This is a genomic window from Sinorhizobium terangae (assembly GCF_009601505.1).
Classification (GTDB): domain Bacteria; phylum Pseudomonadota; class Alphaproteobacteria; order Rhizobiales; family Rhizobiaceae; genus Sinorhizobium; species Sinorhizobium terangae.
In genome coordinates, this window is record NZ_WITC01000037.1 from 91,539 (window position 1) to 104,582 (window position 13,044).

The 13,044-nt window shown below is 63.1% G+C and carries 14 protein-coding genes; 6 read left to right on the top strand and 8 right to left on the bottom strand.

What is annotated here, in order from left to right:
• The first annotated feature begins 46 nt into the window (after window positions 1–46).
• Entirely contained in the window at window positions 47–982 is a 936-nt protein-coding gene (locus GHK62_RS11305; RefSeq protein WP_153439088.1) for a bifunctional helix-turn-helix transcriptional regulator/GNAT family N-acetyltransferase, read from the top strand.
• 103 nt (window positions 983–1,085) lie between these two features.
• Here GHK62_RS11305 and GHK62_RS11310 read toward each other — a convergent pair whose 3' ends face one another.
• From GHK62_RS11310 to GHK62_RS11320, 3 genes are all read right to left on the bottom strand, one after another.
• Window positions 1,086–1,556 carry an aminoacyl-tRNA deacylase gene (locus GHK62_RS11310; RefSeq protein ID WP_153439090.1) on the bottom strand — a complete coding sequence of 157 codons (471 nt, stop codon included), beginning with the start codon at window positions 1,554–1,556 and terminating at the stop codon, window positions 1,086–1,088.
• A 184-nt stretch (window positions 1,557–1,740) separates the two neighbouring features.
• Complete coding sequence (locus GHK62_RS11315) at window positions 1,741–2,583, bottom strand: oxidoreductase (RefSeq protein WP_153439092.1); 843 nt, start codon at window positions 2,581–2,583, stop codon at window positions 1,741–1,743.
• 51 nt (window positions 2,584–2,634) lie between these two features.
• On the bottom strand, window positions 2,635–3,480 hold the full coding sequence (locus tag GHK62_RS11320) for an oxidoreductase (protein ID WP_153439094.1): 846 nt from the start codon (window positions 3,478–3,480) through the stop codon (window positions 2,635–2,637).
• Window positions 3,481–3,623: 143 nt separating this feature from the next.
• Between GHK62_RS11320 and GHK62_RS11325 the strand changes: the two genes are divergently transcribed.
• Window positions 3,624–4,508, top strand: a complete 885-nt coding sequence (locus GHK62_RS11325; protein ID WP_153439096.1) for a LysR family transcriptional regulator — start codon at window positions 3,624–3,626, stop codon at window positions 4,506–4,508.
• 60 nt (window positions 4,509–4,568) lie between these two features.
• Here GHK62_RS11325 and GHK62_RS11330 read toward each other — a convergent pair whose 3' ends face one another.
• The gene (locus tag GHK62_RS11330) at window positions 4,569–4,928 is read right to left on the bottom strand and encodes a DUF488 domain-containing protein (protein ID WP_153439098.1); all 360 of its coding nucleotides are present in this window, start codon (window positions 4,926–4,928) and stop codon (window positions 4,569–4,571) included.
• Between the two features lie 46 nt (window positions 4,929–4,974).
• On the opposite strand from GHK62_RS11330, the gene GHK62_RS11335 reads away from it, so the two are divergent.
• Complete coding sequence (locus tag GHK62_RS11335; RefSeq protein WP_153439100.1) at window positions 4,975–5,433, top strand: MarR family winged helix-turn-helix transcriptional regulator; 459 nt, start codon at window positions 4,975–4,977, stop codon at window positions 5,431–5,433.
• Here GHK62_RS11335 and GHK62_RS11340 read toward each other — a convergent pair.
• The 3 genes from GHK62_RS11340 to GHK62_RS11350 form a co-directional block, all read right to left on the bottom strand.
• Window positions 5,419–5,961: a GNAT family N-acetyltransferase gene (locus GHK62_RS11340; protein WP_153439102.1), complete on the bottom strand. Its 543-nt coding sequence runs from the start codon at window positions 5,959–5,961 to the stop codon at window positions 5,419–5,421. The two genes, GHK62_RS11335 and GHK62_RS11340, sit on opposite strands and share 15 nt — an antisense overlap.
• Window positions 5,961–7,379, bottom strand: coding sequence for a pyridoxal phosphate-dependent decarboxylase family protein (locus GHK62_RS11345; protein ID WP_153439104.1), 1,419 nt, complete (start codon window positions 7,377–7,379; stop codon window positions 5,961–5,963). The genes GHK62_RS11340 and GHK62_RS11345 overlap by 1 nt, the downstream gene beginning before the upstream one ends.
• Before the next feature lie 148 nt (window positions 7,380–7,527).
• Complete coding sequence (locus tag GHK62_RS11350; protein WP_153439106.1) at window positions 7,528–8,967, bottom strand: FAD-binding oxidoreductase; 1,440 nt, start codon at window positions 8,965–8,967, stop codon at window positions 7,528–7,530.
• Window positions 8,968–9,240: 273 nt separating this feature from the next.
• On the opposite strand from GHK62_RS11350, the gene rfbF reads away from it, so the two are divergent.
• The 3 genes from rfbF to GHK62_RS11365 are packed head-to-tail and all read left to right on the top strand — an operon-like array spanning window position 9,241 to window position 12,313.
• On the top strand, window positions 9,241–10,008 hold the full coding sequence (gene rfbF / locus GHK62_RS11355; RefSeq protein WP_153439108.1) for a glucose-1-phosphate cytidylyltransferase: 768 nt from the start codon (window positions 9,241–9,243) through the stop codon (window positions 10,006–10,008).
• A complete protein-coding gene (gene rfbG / locus GHK62_RS11360) occupies window positions 10,005–11,081 on the top strand; it encodes a CDP-glucose 4,6-dehydratase (protein WP_153439110.1) in 1,077 nt (358 codons plus the stop codon). The genes rfbF and rfbG overlap by 4 nt, the downstream gene beginning before the upstream one ends.
• Window positions 11,081–12,313, top strand: coding sequence for a class I SAM-dependent methyltransferase (locus GHK62_RS11365; RefSeq protein WP_153439171.1), 1,233 nt, complete (start codon window positions 11,081–11,083; stop codon window positions 12,311–12,313). Before rfbG ends, GHK62_RS11365 begins: the two co-directional genes overlap by 1 nt.
• 136 nt (window positions 12,314–12,449) lie before the next feature.
• On the opposite strand, the gene rfbC is transcribed toward GHK62_RS11365, so the two are convergent.
• Window positions 12,450–12,983, bottom strand: coding sequence for a dTDP-4-dehydrorhamnose 3,5-epimerase (gene rfbC, locus GHK62_RS11370; RefSeq protein ID WP_153439113.1), 534 nt, complete (start codon window positions 12,981–12,983; stop codon window positions 12,450–12,452).
• Window positions 12,984–13,044: the final 61 nt, after the last annotated feature.

A 13,044-nucleotide genomic window follows, 5' to 3' on the forward strand; every position in this document is an offset into this window, starting at 1 on the left:
ACAAAGTCAGTGATATATATGACAACGTCAACTAAATGGATGTTCCATGCCGCAGGTCGATCAGGAAGATTATGTGGCCGCGGTGCGCCGCTTCAGCCGTTTCTACACACGCCGGATCGGCCTGCTGCACGAGGGCCTGCTCGGCGGCCCCCTGTCGCTCGCCGAGGGCCGCCTCGTCTACGAGCTGGCGCAGCGTAAGACATCCACAGCCAAGGAGCTCGGAGCCGAGCTCGAGCTCGATTCCGGATATCTCAGCCGGCTCCTGAGGGGCCTGGAAGAGCGCGGTCTCGTCTCGAAAAGCCCGTCGCAGGAGGACGGCCGGCAGGTTCTGATCTCGCTGACCCCGGCGGGCCGCGAGAGCTTCGCAACCATCGACGCGCGTTCGCGCGACGAGGTGAGCGCCATGCTCGATCGCCTCTCACTGCCCGAACGGCGGAAGCTCGCGACGGCACTTGCCGAGGCCGAGCGACTGCTGGGCGGTGCGACCCCGGAACCTGCTCGCGTCCCCTATATCCTCCGCCCGCATCAGCCCGGAGACATGGGTTGGATCGTCCATCGCCACGGTGTGCTCTATTCTGAGGAATACGGATGGGATGAGCGGTTTGAGGCCCTCGTCGCCCAGATCACGGCCGATTTCATTCAAAACTTCAAGCCGAACCGCGAGCGCTGCTGGGTCGCGGAGCGCGAAGGCGAGATCGTCGGTTCTGTCTTCCTCGTTGAAGAATCTGCGACCGTCGGCAAGCTCCGCCTCCTCTACACCGAGCCAAGCGCACGAGGTCTCGGGATCGGCCGCCGGCTGGTCGAGGAATGCATCCGCTTTGCGCGACAGGTGGGGTATTCGAAGGTTACCCTCTGGACCAATGACATCCTGACCGCAGCAAGGCACATCTACCAAACGACGGGTTTTCATCTCGTGCACGAGGAGAAGCACCATAGTTTCGGGCACGATTTGGTCGGGCAGAATTGGGAACTGGTGCTGTGACGGTGACACGGCCCTGCCCCAGCGCCGCGTCAGACGCGTACGGCAACGCCTCGGAAGCGCCAACTCGGCGTCCGGTGGTAAGGGCTCGACCGGAGATCGCCCGTTACGACGGGTGACTGAAGCGGGCCACTTGCGCATCCTTCATCAGGCTGCGGAAGTTTGGTCCGCTGACATGCACCAGTGTCTTGTGGTCGCCGCCTTCGAAATAGACGTCGGTGACGTTGCCGAGACTCTCGTCAAGGACCACCGGCACATTATAGGCCGATCCGATGGGCGGCACCGCGCCGGTGTCGCAATCGGCGAAAAGCGTGCTGACCTCCTCTTCCGAGGCGAGGCCAAGGCGCCTGTTCATCACGTCCTGCAACGTGGAGAGCTCGATCCGATGCGTGCTTGGAACAACGGCGAGAAAGTATCCCATTTCGTGATGCACGACGACGGACTTGGCCAGCCTGCTGCCCGGAACATGCGCCGCCTGCGCCGACTGGCTGGTGGTTGCCGTGCGGTGGTGAGCGACGGTGTCATAGGCCACACCCTCGCCTTCGATGTAGTTCTGAAGCTTCCTTGCGATCGTCATCGTAGGCACCTCAATGTTGCGTAGTGACGTATCAGGAGAGACATTTTCCTCTCATCAACTGCGAAGTCAACGGCGAATGGCCGTTGCGCCGGCCGCACTTCAATTCCAAAAACACCCACTGCAGACGCAACAAAGGCCGGCGGCCGCCGTGCAGCCACCGGCCTTCTGCAACTTCGGCCGGTCGTTACGCGGCCGCACTGTCCTTCGGAAAGTCCGTCGATACCGCGAGTTCCCGCCAGGCGGCGAGTTCGCCGGCGACATGGGCGTTCTTGGCTTCGATCGCGGCCACGGTGTCGCTTCCGAAGGGCATGCGCAGCGGCGGGTTGTCGGCGTGGGCAAGTTGCACCATCGCTTTGGCGAACCGCGCCGGGTCGCCCGGCTGGGCATGGTTTGCCGTCTTGGCGAATTCGCGCATGGCGCCAACGGTCTCGCTATAATCGGAGATCGACAGCGGGCTCACCGACAACGACTGCTCGTCCAGGAAGTCGGTGCGGAAGAAACCCGGCTCGACCACCGTCGCCTTGATGCCGAGCGGCGCCAATTCCTGCGCAAGCGCCTCGGTCAGCCCTTCGATCGCGAATTTGGTCGAGCCGTAGACGCCCCAGCCGGTAAAGGCCGTATAGCCGCCGATCGACGAGATGTTGATGATGTGGCCGGAGCGCTGGCTGCGCATCTGCGGCAGGACGGCACGGGTGACGGCGAGAACGCCGAAGACATTGGTGCGATAGATCTTCTCGATTTCTTCCGCGGTCGCTTCCTCGACGGCCCCGAGCAGACCGTAGCCGGCATTGTTGAGCAGCACGTCGATCCGGCCGAAGCGCTCGACCGCTGCTGCGGCTGCCGCCCGGGCCTGTTCCTCATTGGTGACGTCGAGCGCGAGCGTCAGGAGGTTCGCGTGCTGGCCGAGCGAATCGAGGGATTCGACGCGACGCGCCGTGGCAACGACCGCATCACCGGCACTGAGTGCCTCCTTGGTGATCAGTGCGCCAAAGCCGCGGGAGGCACCTGTGATGAACCAGATACGCATGGGAATATCCTTTTTCCTTGAGTTGAGTCGGATGTTTTCTTCGAGTGTCAATCAGTTCGATTCAGCAGCCGGGAAGTCGGCCCCTTCGGTCACTTCGGCCCAGGCATCGAAATCCTTGCGCAAGGCATCGAGCTTCGCCCGAGCACCGGCGAGAGCTTCGCGGCCGAGCAGCAGCCGCAGCGGCGGTTCGGCGGCATTAACCGCCATCACGATCGCGCGCGCGGCCCGATCCGGATCGCCAGGTTGCTTGCCGCTGTAACCCCTGATCCGGCGCCAGACGGCACCTGCCGTGTCCTCATAGTCGTTGATCGAGACGGTGGCCTCGCCGGCGGAGCGTCCCGCCCAATCGGTGCGGAAGGGACCGGGCTCAACAATGAGCACCTTGATGCCGAGAGGCTCCGTCTCCTTCGACAGCCCCTCGGACAATGCCTCGACGGCGAATTTCGAGGCCGCGTAGAAGCTTAGCGACGGCACCGACCGCAGGCCACCGACCGAAGAAATGTTGACGATCGTGCCCGAGCGGCGCCGGCGCATGCCGGGCAGGACGGCGCGGGTCATGTTGGCGAGGCCCCAGACATTGACCTCGAACATGGCGCGGACCGCATCCATGTCGCTCTCCTCGAAGGCGCCGAAATAACCGACACCGGCATTGTTGACGAGAATGTCGATGTGGCCGAAGCGCTCTTCGGCGGCGCGTGTCGCCGCGGCAATGTCGTCTGCCTTCGTCACGTCGAGTGCGAGCGCGAGCGTCCGGTCCGGCGCGATGGCCGTTAGATCGGCGACCTGCGCGGCGTCACGAGCCGTGACGACAACATTGTGGCCGAGCGCGATGACGTGCTGTGCGAGCGCGCGGCCGAAGCCGGTCGAGCAGCCTGTAATGAACCATGTCTGTGCCATTGCGAACTCCTTCCTTGATCGGATGAGGATCAGATCCTCGAGGCCGGGGCCGACTTGCCCGTGGCGACAAGGGGAGAATGGCGCAATTAGATTTGCGTGATTAGAATGGAAAATATCTCAACAATGCTGAGCGAGGTTCATCTATGCGGGCAACCGATCTGTCAGAACTTGCGGCCTTCGACGCCGTCGCGCGGCACCGAAGCTTCCGGAAGGCCGCCGAGGAGCGTGGGGTGACGGCCTCGGCGATCAGCCACGCCGTCAGCAATCTGGAGGAACGGATCGGGCTTCGGCTGCTCAACCGCACGACCCGCAGCGTCTCGCTGACCGACGCCGGCACCATGCTTCTGGCGCATCTCACCCCCGCCTTCGGTGAAATCGGATCGGCGCTCGACGCGCTCAACAGATTTCGCGACACGCCGTTCGGCAAGGTGCGCATCAATGTCCCGAATTCGATTGCCCCTTTCATCTTGGGGCGGGTGATGGGTCCGCTTATCCGGGACAACCCCAATCTGGAACTGGAGATCTCCGCGACCGACCGACTGGTGGATATCGTCGAGGAAGGTTTCGACGCCGGAGTCCGCCTCGGCGAGAGCCTTCGGGAGGGCATGGTGGCAGTGAAGGTCGGGCCTCGACTACGCTTCGCGGTCGTCGGCGCACCGGACTACTTCCGGGAGCGGGACATCCCGCAGACGCCGCACGAACTGAAGGATCATGTCTGCGTTCAAAACATGTATCCGACCGGTGTGCGCTACCCCTGGGAATTCGAACGGCGCGGCGAGGCTGTCGCCTTCCATCCGAGCGGACCGATCGCGCTCGATGACCAGGAACTCATGGTCCAAGCGGCGCTTTCCGGCGTGGCGCTCGCCTATGTCTGGGAAAACCGCGCACAACGCGAGGTCCTTGACGGCAGGCTGATCCGCTGCCTCGATGAATGGTGTCCGCCGGAGGACTGGTTTTATCTCTACTATCCGAGTCGCCGGAACATTTCAGCGGGACTGCGGGCGGTGATCGAGGCGATGCGGGTGTGACCGGGGCCGGCAAACTGGTCCTCGCGCGCCATCACGGCCGCTTGCTACTTCGGCAACGCCTCACCCATGTCGCTCCAGCCATGCCTTCAGTGCCACGGCATTGTTCCTCCCGACGTCGCGCGCCGCGAATAGCAACGTCACGGAACCGTTTGCCAGATGCTCGCGAAGCTCCTGGACCGCCGCCTGCGCCGCCGCGTCCTCCAGTTCCGCCGCATAAGCCGTGCAGAACTCGTCCCATGCATCCGGCTGTCCATGGAAGCGTTTGCGCAAGGCATCGCTCGGCGCGATGTCCTTCAGCCAGAGATCGACCCCGGCCTTGTCCTTGGCAACGCCGCGTGGCCAAAGCCGATCGACGAGGATGCGCGTGCCGTCGCTGGCCTCCGGCGCCTCGTATACCCGCTTCAATTTGAGCGAGCTCATCAGAAGCCTTTCCATGTATCTACATACTATGTATATGCATACAACCATGGAAAAGACGAAGCAACCGAAAACGCTCCGCAGCGATGCCAGTATCCTGGTGGACATCTGCGCCGGCCTGAACAGCCGGCTCGCCGCCCGGCGCATCACCCAATTCATGGATCGTGAAATGGCGGGATGCGGGCTGAGCGTCGCGCAACTCGGCCTGATGGCCCAGATCGCAGCGGCATCCGACGACACGCTCGGCGCCCTGGCGCGGCGCAGCGGGCTTGAACAATCCACCCTTTCGCGGAACCTGCGCACCCTCGAGAATGAAGGCTTGATCGAGATTGCCATCGTCGAGGCTGATCTGCGCCGCCGCGCCGTGTGGCTGACGGAGGCCGGCGCTCAAAGGCTTGAAGCGGCGATTCCGGTCTGGCGCGACGCTCAGGCAAGGTTGGCGGCGCACTTTTCCCCCGACCTCGCCCGCCGTCTGGCGGAGGAGACGGAAGTGTTAGTCAGAGGTTGAAGGCGTTGTGCCGAGCTCGCGCTCCATGAAGACGATATGGGGCATGAGGTCATCCGGGTACTGATGGTATGGAGGACAGTCGCGGAACCCGAGCGACTTGTACAGGGCGATCGCCTCCGTCAGGCGGTTGGCCGTGTCGAGCCGCATCAGCATGTAGCCGTCGGCGCTCGCCGCAGCCATGATCGCGTCACCCAGACGCCTGCCGATGCCATGCCCCTGAGAGCGCGCCGGAACAAACAGCCGCTTCATCTCACAAATCCCATCTGAAAGCCGGCGGTAGGCGCAGGCGCCGTGGATCTGGTTGCCGATCGTGGCAAGAAGGGTTTTGCCATTCGGCGGCCCGTACACTGCCGGCAGGTTCATTAGTTCCGCATCGAGCGATTGATGACCGAACGCCGCGTCGACGAACCAGCGGTCGTGCGCATAGCGGGCTCGGCACCAGTCCGTATACTCCCGGATCAATGTGTCGAAGGCGGCGTAGTCGTCAGCCGACACAGCCGTGCGAATGGTCACGTGCATATCTGCCATCAGCAACCGTCACTCTCCCGGAGCACCGCCCGCCATGCCGCGATGATTGCGTCTGCCGCAGCATTGCCGGCGAGATCGTCGGTCAGCCATGAGATCACCGATACGCGCATGACCTTGCGGCCACGCCAGATCGCACCGCCGCAGAAGCAGACGCCGTCGGCCTGTATCCGCTCGATCGTCCGCTGCGTGAGCCGGTCGGCCGCGTCGTCTGGGTGTTTCGCACCGAACCGCACGAGGATCTGGTTGAGCACGACGTCATTCAGTACCGCAATGCCCTCCTCCGACCTCAGCTTTTCGGCCATGGCATGGGCGACCCGACAGTGACGCGCGACCATGGCGGCAATGCCGTCACGCCCGAGATGCTTGATCATCGCCCAGGTGGCAAAACCACGGGCGCGACGCGACAATTCCGGGACGAAATGGCTCGGATCCCGCTCGCCCTCGTAGCTTGGCGGCAGGTAGCTTGCCGCAATCGTCATCGCACGGCGATGCGCCTCTTCGCTGCGAACAATGGCATAGCCGCAGTCATAGGGCGTCTGCAGCCATTTGTGGCCGTCGGTAGCCCAGGAATCGGCACCGTCGACGCCCTTGGCGAGCCCGCTTCTCTGCGGGCAGGCGCGCGCCCAAAGACCGAAGGCGCCGTCGACATGAACCCAGGCGCCGATGTCCCTGGCGATAGGAATGATGCGGTCGAAATCGTCGAAGGCACCTGTGTTGATCTGCCCAGCCTGAAGGATGGCAATACAGGGTCCGGAAACCTTGCCAGCCGCCTCGGTGAAATCCGACACGAGAATGCGGCCGGCATCATCGGTCTTCACGCGGACAACCCTGTCGTGCCCGAGGCCGAGAAACTGCAGAGCCGAGAAAACCGTCGCGTGGGCCTCATCGCCAATCAAAACCGTGATTGGCGGTGCGCCGAACAGGCCCTGCGCTTCGACGTCCCAGCCGGCCTTTCGCAGCACATCGCCGCGTGCTGCGGCGAGGCAGACAAAATTCGCGACCGTCGCTCCGGTCACGAAGCCGATGGAACTTTCTCTCGGCAGATCGAGAAGATCGAGCAGCCAGTTGCCAGCAACAGCCTCGGCGGCCGCGGCAGCGGGTGTTGCGTGATGGTTGCCGGTGTTCTGGCCCCAGGCGCTCGTCAGCCAGTCGGCGGCGACCCCAACGGGATGCGACCCGCCGATGACCCAGCCGAAGAAGCGCGGACCCGTCATCGCGTGAAGTCCGGGCTCCGCCTTCGCCACAAGTTCCTCGATCACGCCAAGGCCGCCTCTCTCCGGCAGAGGTTCGCGGAATTCGTCAAGCGATGCCTGGTAGGAGATCCGCGGCCTTTGCGGGCCCGCGGCTATGTTGTCGCGGAAGCGCGCGGCATGTTTTGCCGCACGCTGGAACAGGTCGTCTACCGAGTCCTGCTTCATGAAGCCCCCTCCGGCCAAGTCGCCAGCCCTCGCAAGCGAAAATGACGACTCCTGACGTCTCTCTTCTGCCGTCACGACGCGGTCCGGCCATACGCGTGCGGTTTCGCGCATGGCCGCATTTCAGCAGTGAGCGGCAGCTCTCGTGGACTCAGGCCGCTCCCCGCTCCTCGATCGGCCTTACGTTCTGGTTCATGCGGAACAGGTTTTGCGGGTCGTATTTCCGCTTGACCTCGACAAGCCGTCCGTAATTGCTGCCATAGGCGGCCTCGACGCGGTCGATTTCGTCAGCCGGCATGAAATTGATATAGGCCGTCCCGGCTGCATAGGGCTTGGCCGCCTCGAAAAGACGACGCGCCCAGTCTATGCAGGTCTGGTCCATTCCCGGTTCGCGCCAGCGAGCATGAACGTTCATGACGAAGTGCGAGCTGCGCTGCGGGAAAGCGGTCTCCTCGGCTGCAACACGACCGGCGGCACCACCGACGTGGCCGATGAAGATTTCACATTCCGGTCCCGGCAATTGACGGATGGCGTCCAGAAGGATGCCGATCGTCGTGTCCGACAGTTCTATGAAATCGTGGCTCTTCCAGTAGTTGCGAGCACCCGGCGTTAGCAAGGGATCGAACGCCTGCTGCCAGCCGACGAAAGGACTGGGACCGACGACATCCGCAATCGGCTTGCCGATTGCGCGCAAGGCCGCAGTTGCCTGCCCGCCGGCCGCGATATCGCCCGAGTAGCACATGGCCAGCACGAGGATTTCCTTGCCATACCATTCTTCCGGAAGGAAGGGCAGCGGCGGCGCCTGCCGCATCACCGCCCAGCAGGTGAGTTCGTCCGGCGCAGTCTCGAGCGCCTCGCGGTATTGCTGGAGAACCGTTTGCGCGTCGGCGAAGGGGTGGACAACCAGCCCCGCGAGAACCTGCGTGTCGAGTTCGTGGAGCTGGAATTCGAAGGCCGTGACGACGCCGAAATTTCCGCCGCCGCCGCGCAGCGCCCAGAACAGGTCGCGATGCTCTGTCAGGCTGGCGCGCACCATCTCGCCATTCGCCGTCACCACATCGACCGAAAGCAGGTTGTCCAGGGTTAATCCGAACTTGCGCGTGAGCCAGCCGAAGCCGCCGCCAAGCGTCAACCCGGCAATGCCCGTCGTTGAATTGATGCCGGTAGGGAGCGCCAGTCGAAAAGCCTGTGTTTCCTTGTCGACATCGGCAAGCGTCGCCCCCGGCTCGACCCATGCCCGCTTCGTCGCAACGTCCACGCGCACGGATTTCATCGGCGACAGATCGATCATCAGGCCGCCGTCGCAGACGGCGTTGCCGGCGATGTTATGCCCACCGCCGCGCACCGCGACGAGCAGGCCGTTTTCGGCCGCGAAACGAACCGCATTGATGACGTCGGCGGCCCCTGCGCATTGCACGATCAGTGCGGGCTTGCGGTCGATCATGCCGTTCCAGATCGTACGCGCCTCGTCGTAGGTCGCGTCGTTCTCGGTGAGTACGCGGCCACGCAATTGCCCCGCCAGCGCCTCGATGGCCTCGGCCTTAACCGTCGTCTTTCCCGCTTGCAGATTGGTGAGGCTCATATCATTCATGATTCGCTTCTCCCGCGGTGAACCATGCCCCAGCGAGCGGCATTCTGCGCCTTTCCCCAAACCCGCGCAAGCAGCCGGCCCGGCTGCATCGACCGGCGTCAGTGCGCCCCATGGTTGCAATTTTGGCCAAAATCCGCCAAGGAACGCCGGCGGCGCGCGGATGACTCCGCAGTTCACGCCGCCCCCCAGGAAGGACGTCGCCAATCAAGCCCCGGGCAAGGCTGGAATACGAGAAAAGCGGAGCGCAAAGCGCACGTTGGAGGCAGATCGGGCATGAAAGTCGTCATTCTCGCCGGTGGATACGGCACACGCATCTCCGAGGAGAGCCACCTGCGGCCCAAGCCCATGATCGAGATCGGCGGTCGTCCGATCCTCTGGCACATCATGAAGATCTATAGCCATTTCGGCTTTTCCGATTTCGTGATCTGCCTTGGCTACCGCGGCTACATGATCAAGGAATATTTCTCCAACTACATCCTCCACTCCTCGGACGTCAGCTTCAACATGGCGACCGGAGAGACCGTCTATCACACCAGCAAGGCGGAGCCCTGGCGCGTAACCCTTGTCGAAACCGGCGCGGACTCGATGACCGGCGGGCGCTTGAAGCGGGTCGCCGATTATCTCGGCGATACCTTCTGCCTCACCTACGGCGATGGCGTCGCCGACATCGACATACGCGCGTTGACCGATTTCCACCGCCGGCATGGGCGCGACGCGACCGTGACGAGCGTTGTACCGCCAGGACGATACGGGGCGCTCGCAATAGATTCCGGCCGGGTCTACAGCTTTACGGAAAAGCCTGCGGGCGACAACGGCCGCATCAATGGCGGCTTCTTCGTGCTCAACCGCGCTGTGCTCGACCGCATCGAAGGCGATCACAGCCCCTTTGAAGACGGGCCGCTCGAAGGCCTGGCGCGGGACGGCCAGTTGATGGCTTTCCCGCATGACGGCTTCTGGCGTCCGATGGACACGCTGCGCGACAAGAACCAGCTCGAAGAGCTCTGGCAGCAAAACCGCGCGCCCTGGAAGGTCTGGTCATGAGCCGACTGGCTGATCCAGAGTTCTGGGCGGGAAAACGCGTCCTTCTCACCGGTCACTCGGGCTTCAAGGGCAGTTGGGCTGCGCTGTGGCTGAGTGAAATGCAAGCGCATGTCACCGGCTACGCATTGCCGCCGGCTACCCAACCGTCGCTGCACGCCCTGCTGCATCCAGGCGAATTACCGGATGCGCAGCTCGGAGACATTCGCGACCGCGAAGCGCTTGCCGAAATCCTGCGGAAGAGCGAGCCGGAGATCGTCCTGCACATGGCGGCACAGCCGCTGGTGCGGGAAAGCTATGCGACGCCCGCCGAAACCTTCGACGTCAATGTCATGGGCACGGTATGGCTGCTGGAGGCCGCCCGCGCCGCGCCATCGGTCAAAGCCATCGTTTTGGTGACGACGGACAAGGTCTACCGCAACGACGAGAGCGGCCGACACTTTCGGGAAAGCGACACGCTCGGCGGCCACGATCCCTATTCCGGCTCGAAGGCCGCCTGCGAGATCGCGGTCGCGACCTGGCGCAGCTCCTATTTCAACGAGCGCGGCATCCGCATCGCTACCGCCCGTGGCGGCAATGTGATCGGCGGCGGCGACTTTTCGGCCGACCGGCTGGTGCCCGATATCGTGCGGGCGGCGCTTTCAGGTGAAAGGCTCCACATCCGCAGCCCGCTTGCGACGCGGCCGTGGCAGCATGTGCTCGACTGCCTCAACGGCTATTTTCTCCTGGCCGAATCGCTCTACAAGGGCAAAGCCAGCGTCGATGCACTGAACTTCGGTCCTTCGCCCACCGAACAGCCGATCGCCGTGCGTGACGTGGCAAACGCCATTCAGGCCGCAATGGGTCTTTCCCCGCAATGGGACGATGTTTCCTCACTCGCGCAACCGCGCGAAATGCAGACACTCGGTCTTGATCCGGCACTCGCAGCCGAGACCCTCGCCTGGCGCGCGCGACTGACGCAGCGACAGGCGATCGAGTGGACCGCGCACTGGTACAACGGCTGGCGCCGGGGCGAGGCCGCGCGCCAGCTCACGCTCGGCCAGATCGCCGAATTTACGAAAGGTTGCCCATGCTGATGCCCCATCACTGCCGTTTCTGCTCGACCCCGCTCGCAACGCTCGTTGCCGACCTGGGGGCGACGCCCTGGTCCAACTCGTTTCTCGAGCCGACCGAGGAAGCGATCGCACGGGAGCAGGCCTTTCCCTTGCAGGTGATGGTCTGCTCGGAGTGCCTGCTCGTCCAGACTACCGAAACGGTACCGGCCGATAAAATCTTCAACGCGGAATATCACTACCTGTCATCGTTCTCGACGAGCTGGCTGGACCATTCCCGGCGCTATGCCGAAAAGATGATTAACCGCTTCAATCTCGATGGCACGTCACAGGTCGTGGAGGTTGCCTCAAACGACGGCTATCTGCTGCAATATTTCGCCGAGAAGTATATTCCCGTGCTTGGCGTCGAACCGGCGGCCAATGCCGCCAAGATCGCCGAAGGGCGCAACGTCCCGACGCACGTTGCCTTCTTCGGAGAGATTACCGCGAGTGGACTGGTCGCCCGCGGCATCCGCGCCGACCTGACCGCCGCAAACAATGTTCTGGCGCACGTGCCGGACATCGCCGATTTCGTCAGAGGCTTCCCGATCCTGCTCAAGTCGGACGGGGTGGCGACCTTTGAATTCCCGCATCTGCTGCGCACCATCGAAGGCATCCAGTTCGATACGATCTACCACGAGCATTACTCCTATCTCTCGCTCGTCGCCGTAGAGCGCATTTTCAAGGCCTGCGGTCTGCACGTCTTCGACGTCGAGGAACTGCCGACCCATGGCGGCTCGCTCCGAGTCTATGCGCAACTGCCAGGCGGCAAGAGGCCGGAGACCGCGGGTCTGGCGAAGGTGCGTGCCGACGAGGCCGCGGCGGGTCTGATGCGCATGGAGACCTACACGGCGTTTGGAAAGCGGATCGCAGCGGTGTGCGAAGAATTCCGGGCTTTTCTCGCGGATGCAAAGGCCGAGGGCAAGACCGTGGCGGCCTATGGCGCGGCGGCCAAGGGCAACACCTTCCTGAATGTTTGCGGCCTTACCTCAGAGGACATAGCCTTCATCGTCGACCGCAATGACCTGAAACAGGGCAAGCTGTCGCCCGGCAGCCATATCCCGATCCACGCGCCGGACGAACTGGCGTCCGCGAGGCCCGACTACGTCGCGATCCTTCCCTGGAACCTGACGGACGAGATCGTTGCCGCGAACGATCACGTCCGCTCCTGGGGCGGCCGCTTCGTCGTGGCGATTCCGGAAGTACGCGTGATCTGAGGGTGCGATTACTGCATGTTTCCTCAAATCGTAACCGATTTAAGGACAAAACATGCAGCAATTCAAAGTGCCACAGCGTCCTTTGTGCGTCTGAAAAGATGCGCGGCGCTGTAGGCGCCCCAACTTCATTCTGCGATCAGACGAAAGCGAGGTTCCGGTCGCGCTCGGACATCTGGGTAATTTCGATCGGCCATGCGATATTCACACGCGGATCGAGCGCATTCAGTCCGCCTTCCGCCTCCGGCGCAAAGGGCTTGTCGTGAAGATAGATCAGCTCGCAATTCTCGGTGAGGGTCTGGAAGCCATGTGCAAAGCCGCCCGGGATCATCATGGACCGAGCGTTTTCGGCGCTCAGGATTTCGCCGTGCCAGTGCAAGTAGGTCGGCGAATCCGGCCGCATGTCGACAGCGACATCGAAGACCGCACCCGCGAGACACGAGACAAACTTCGCCTCCTCATGGGGCGGGCGCTGGAAATGGAGCCCGCGGACGGCACCCTTGGTGCGCGTCATCGAATGATTGATTTGCGCAATCACGCCAGAGGGGCCGAGCTCGGAAAGCTCCTCCTGACAAAAGAAACGCGAGAAGAATCCACGCTCGTCACCAAACCGCTTGCGCTCGACCACCAGCAGGCCGGGAAGTTCCGTATGGATGCGCTTGAAGCGCGACATTGCATGTCCCTCTCAATTGGCCAAGCGATTCATCGGGGCGGCGAGCGTGGAGGCGGTATCA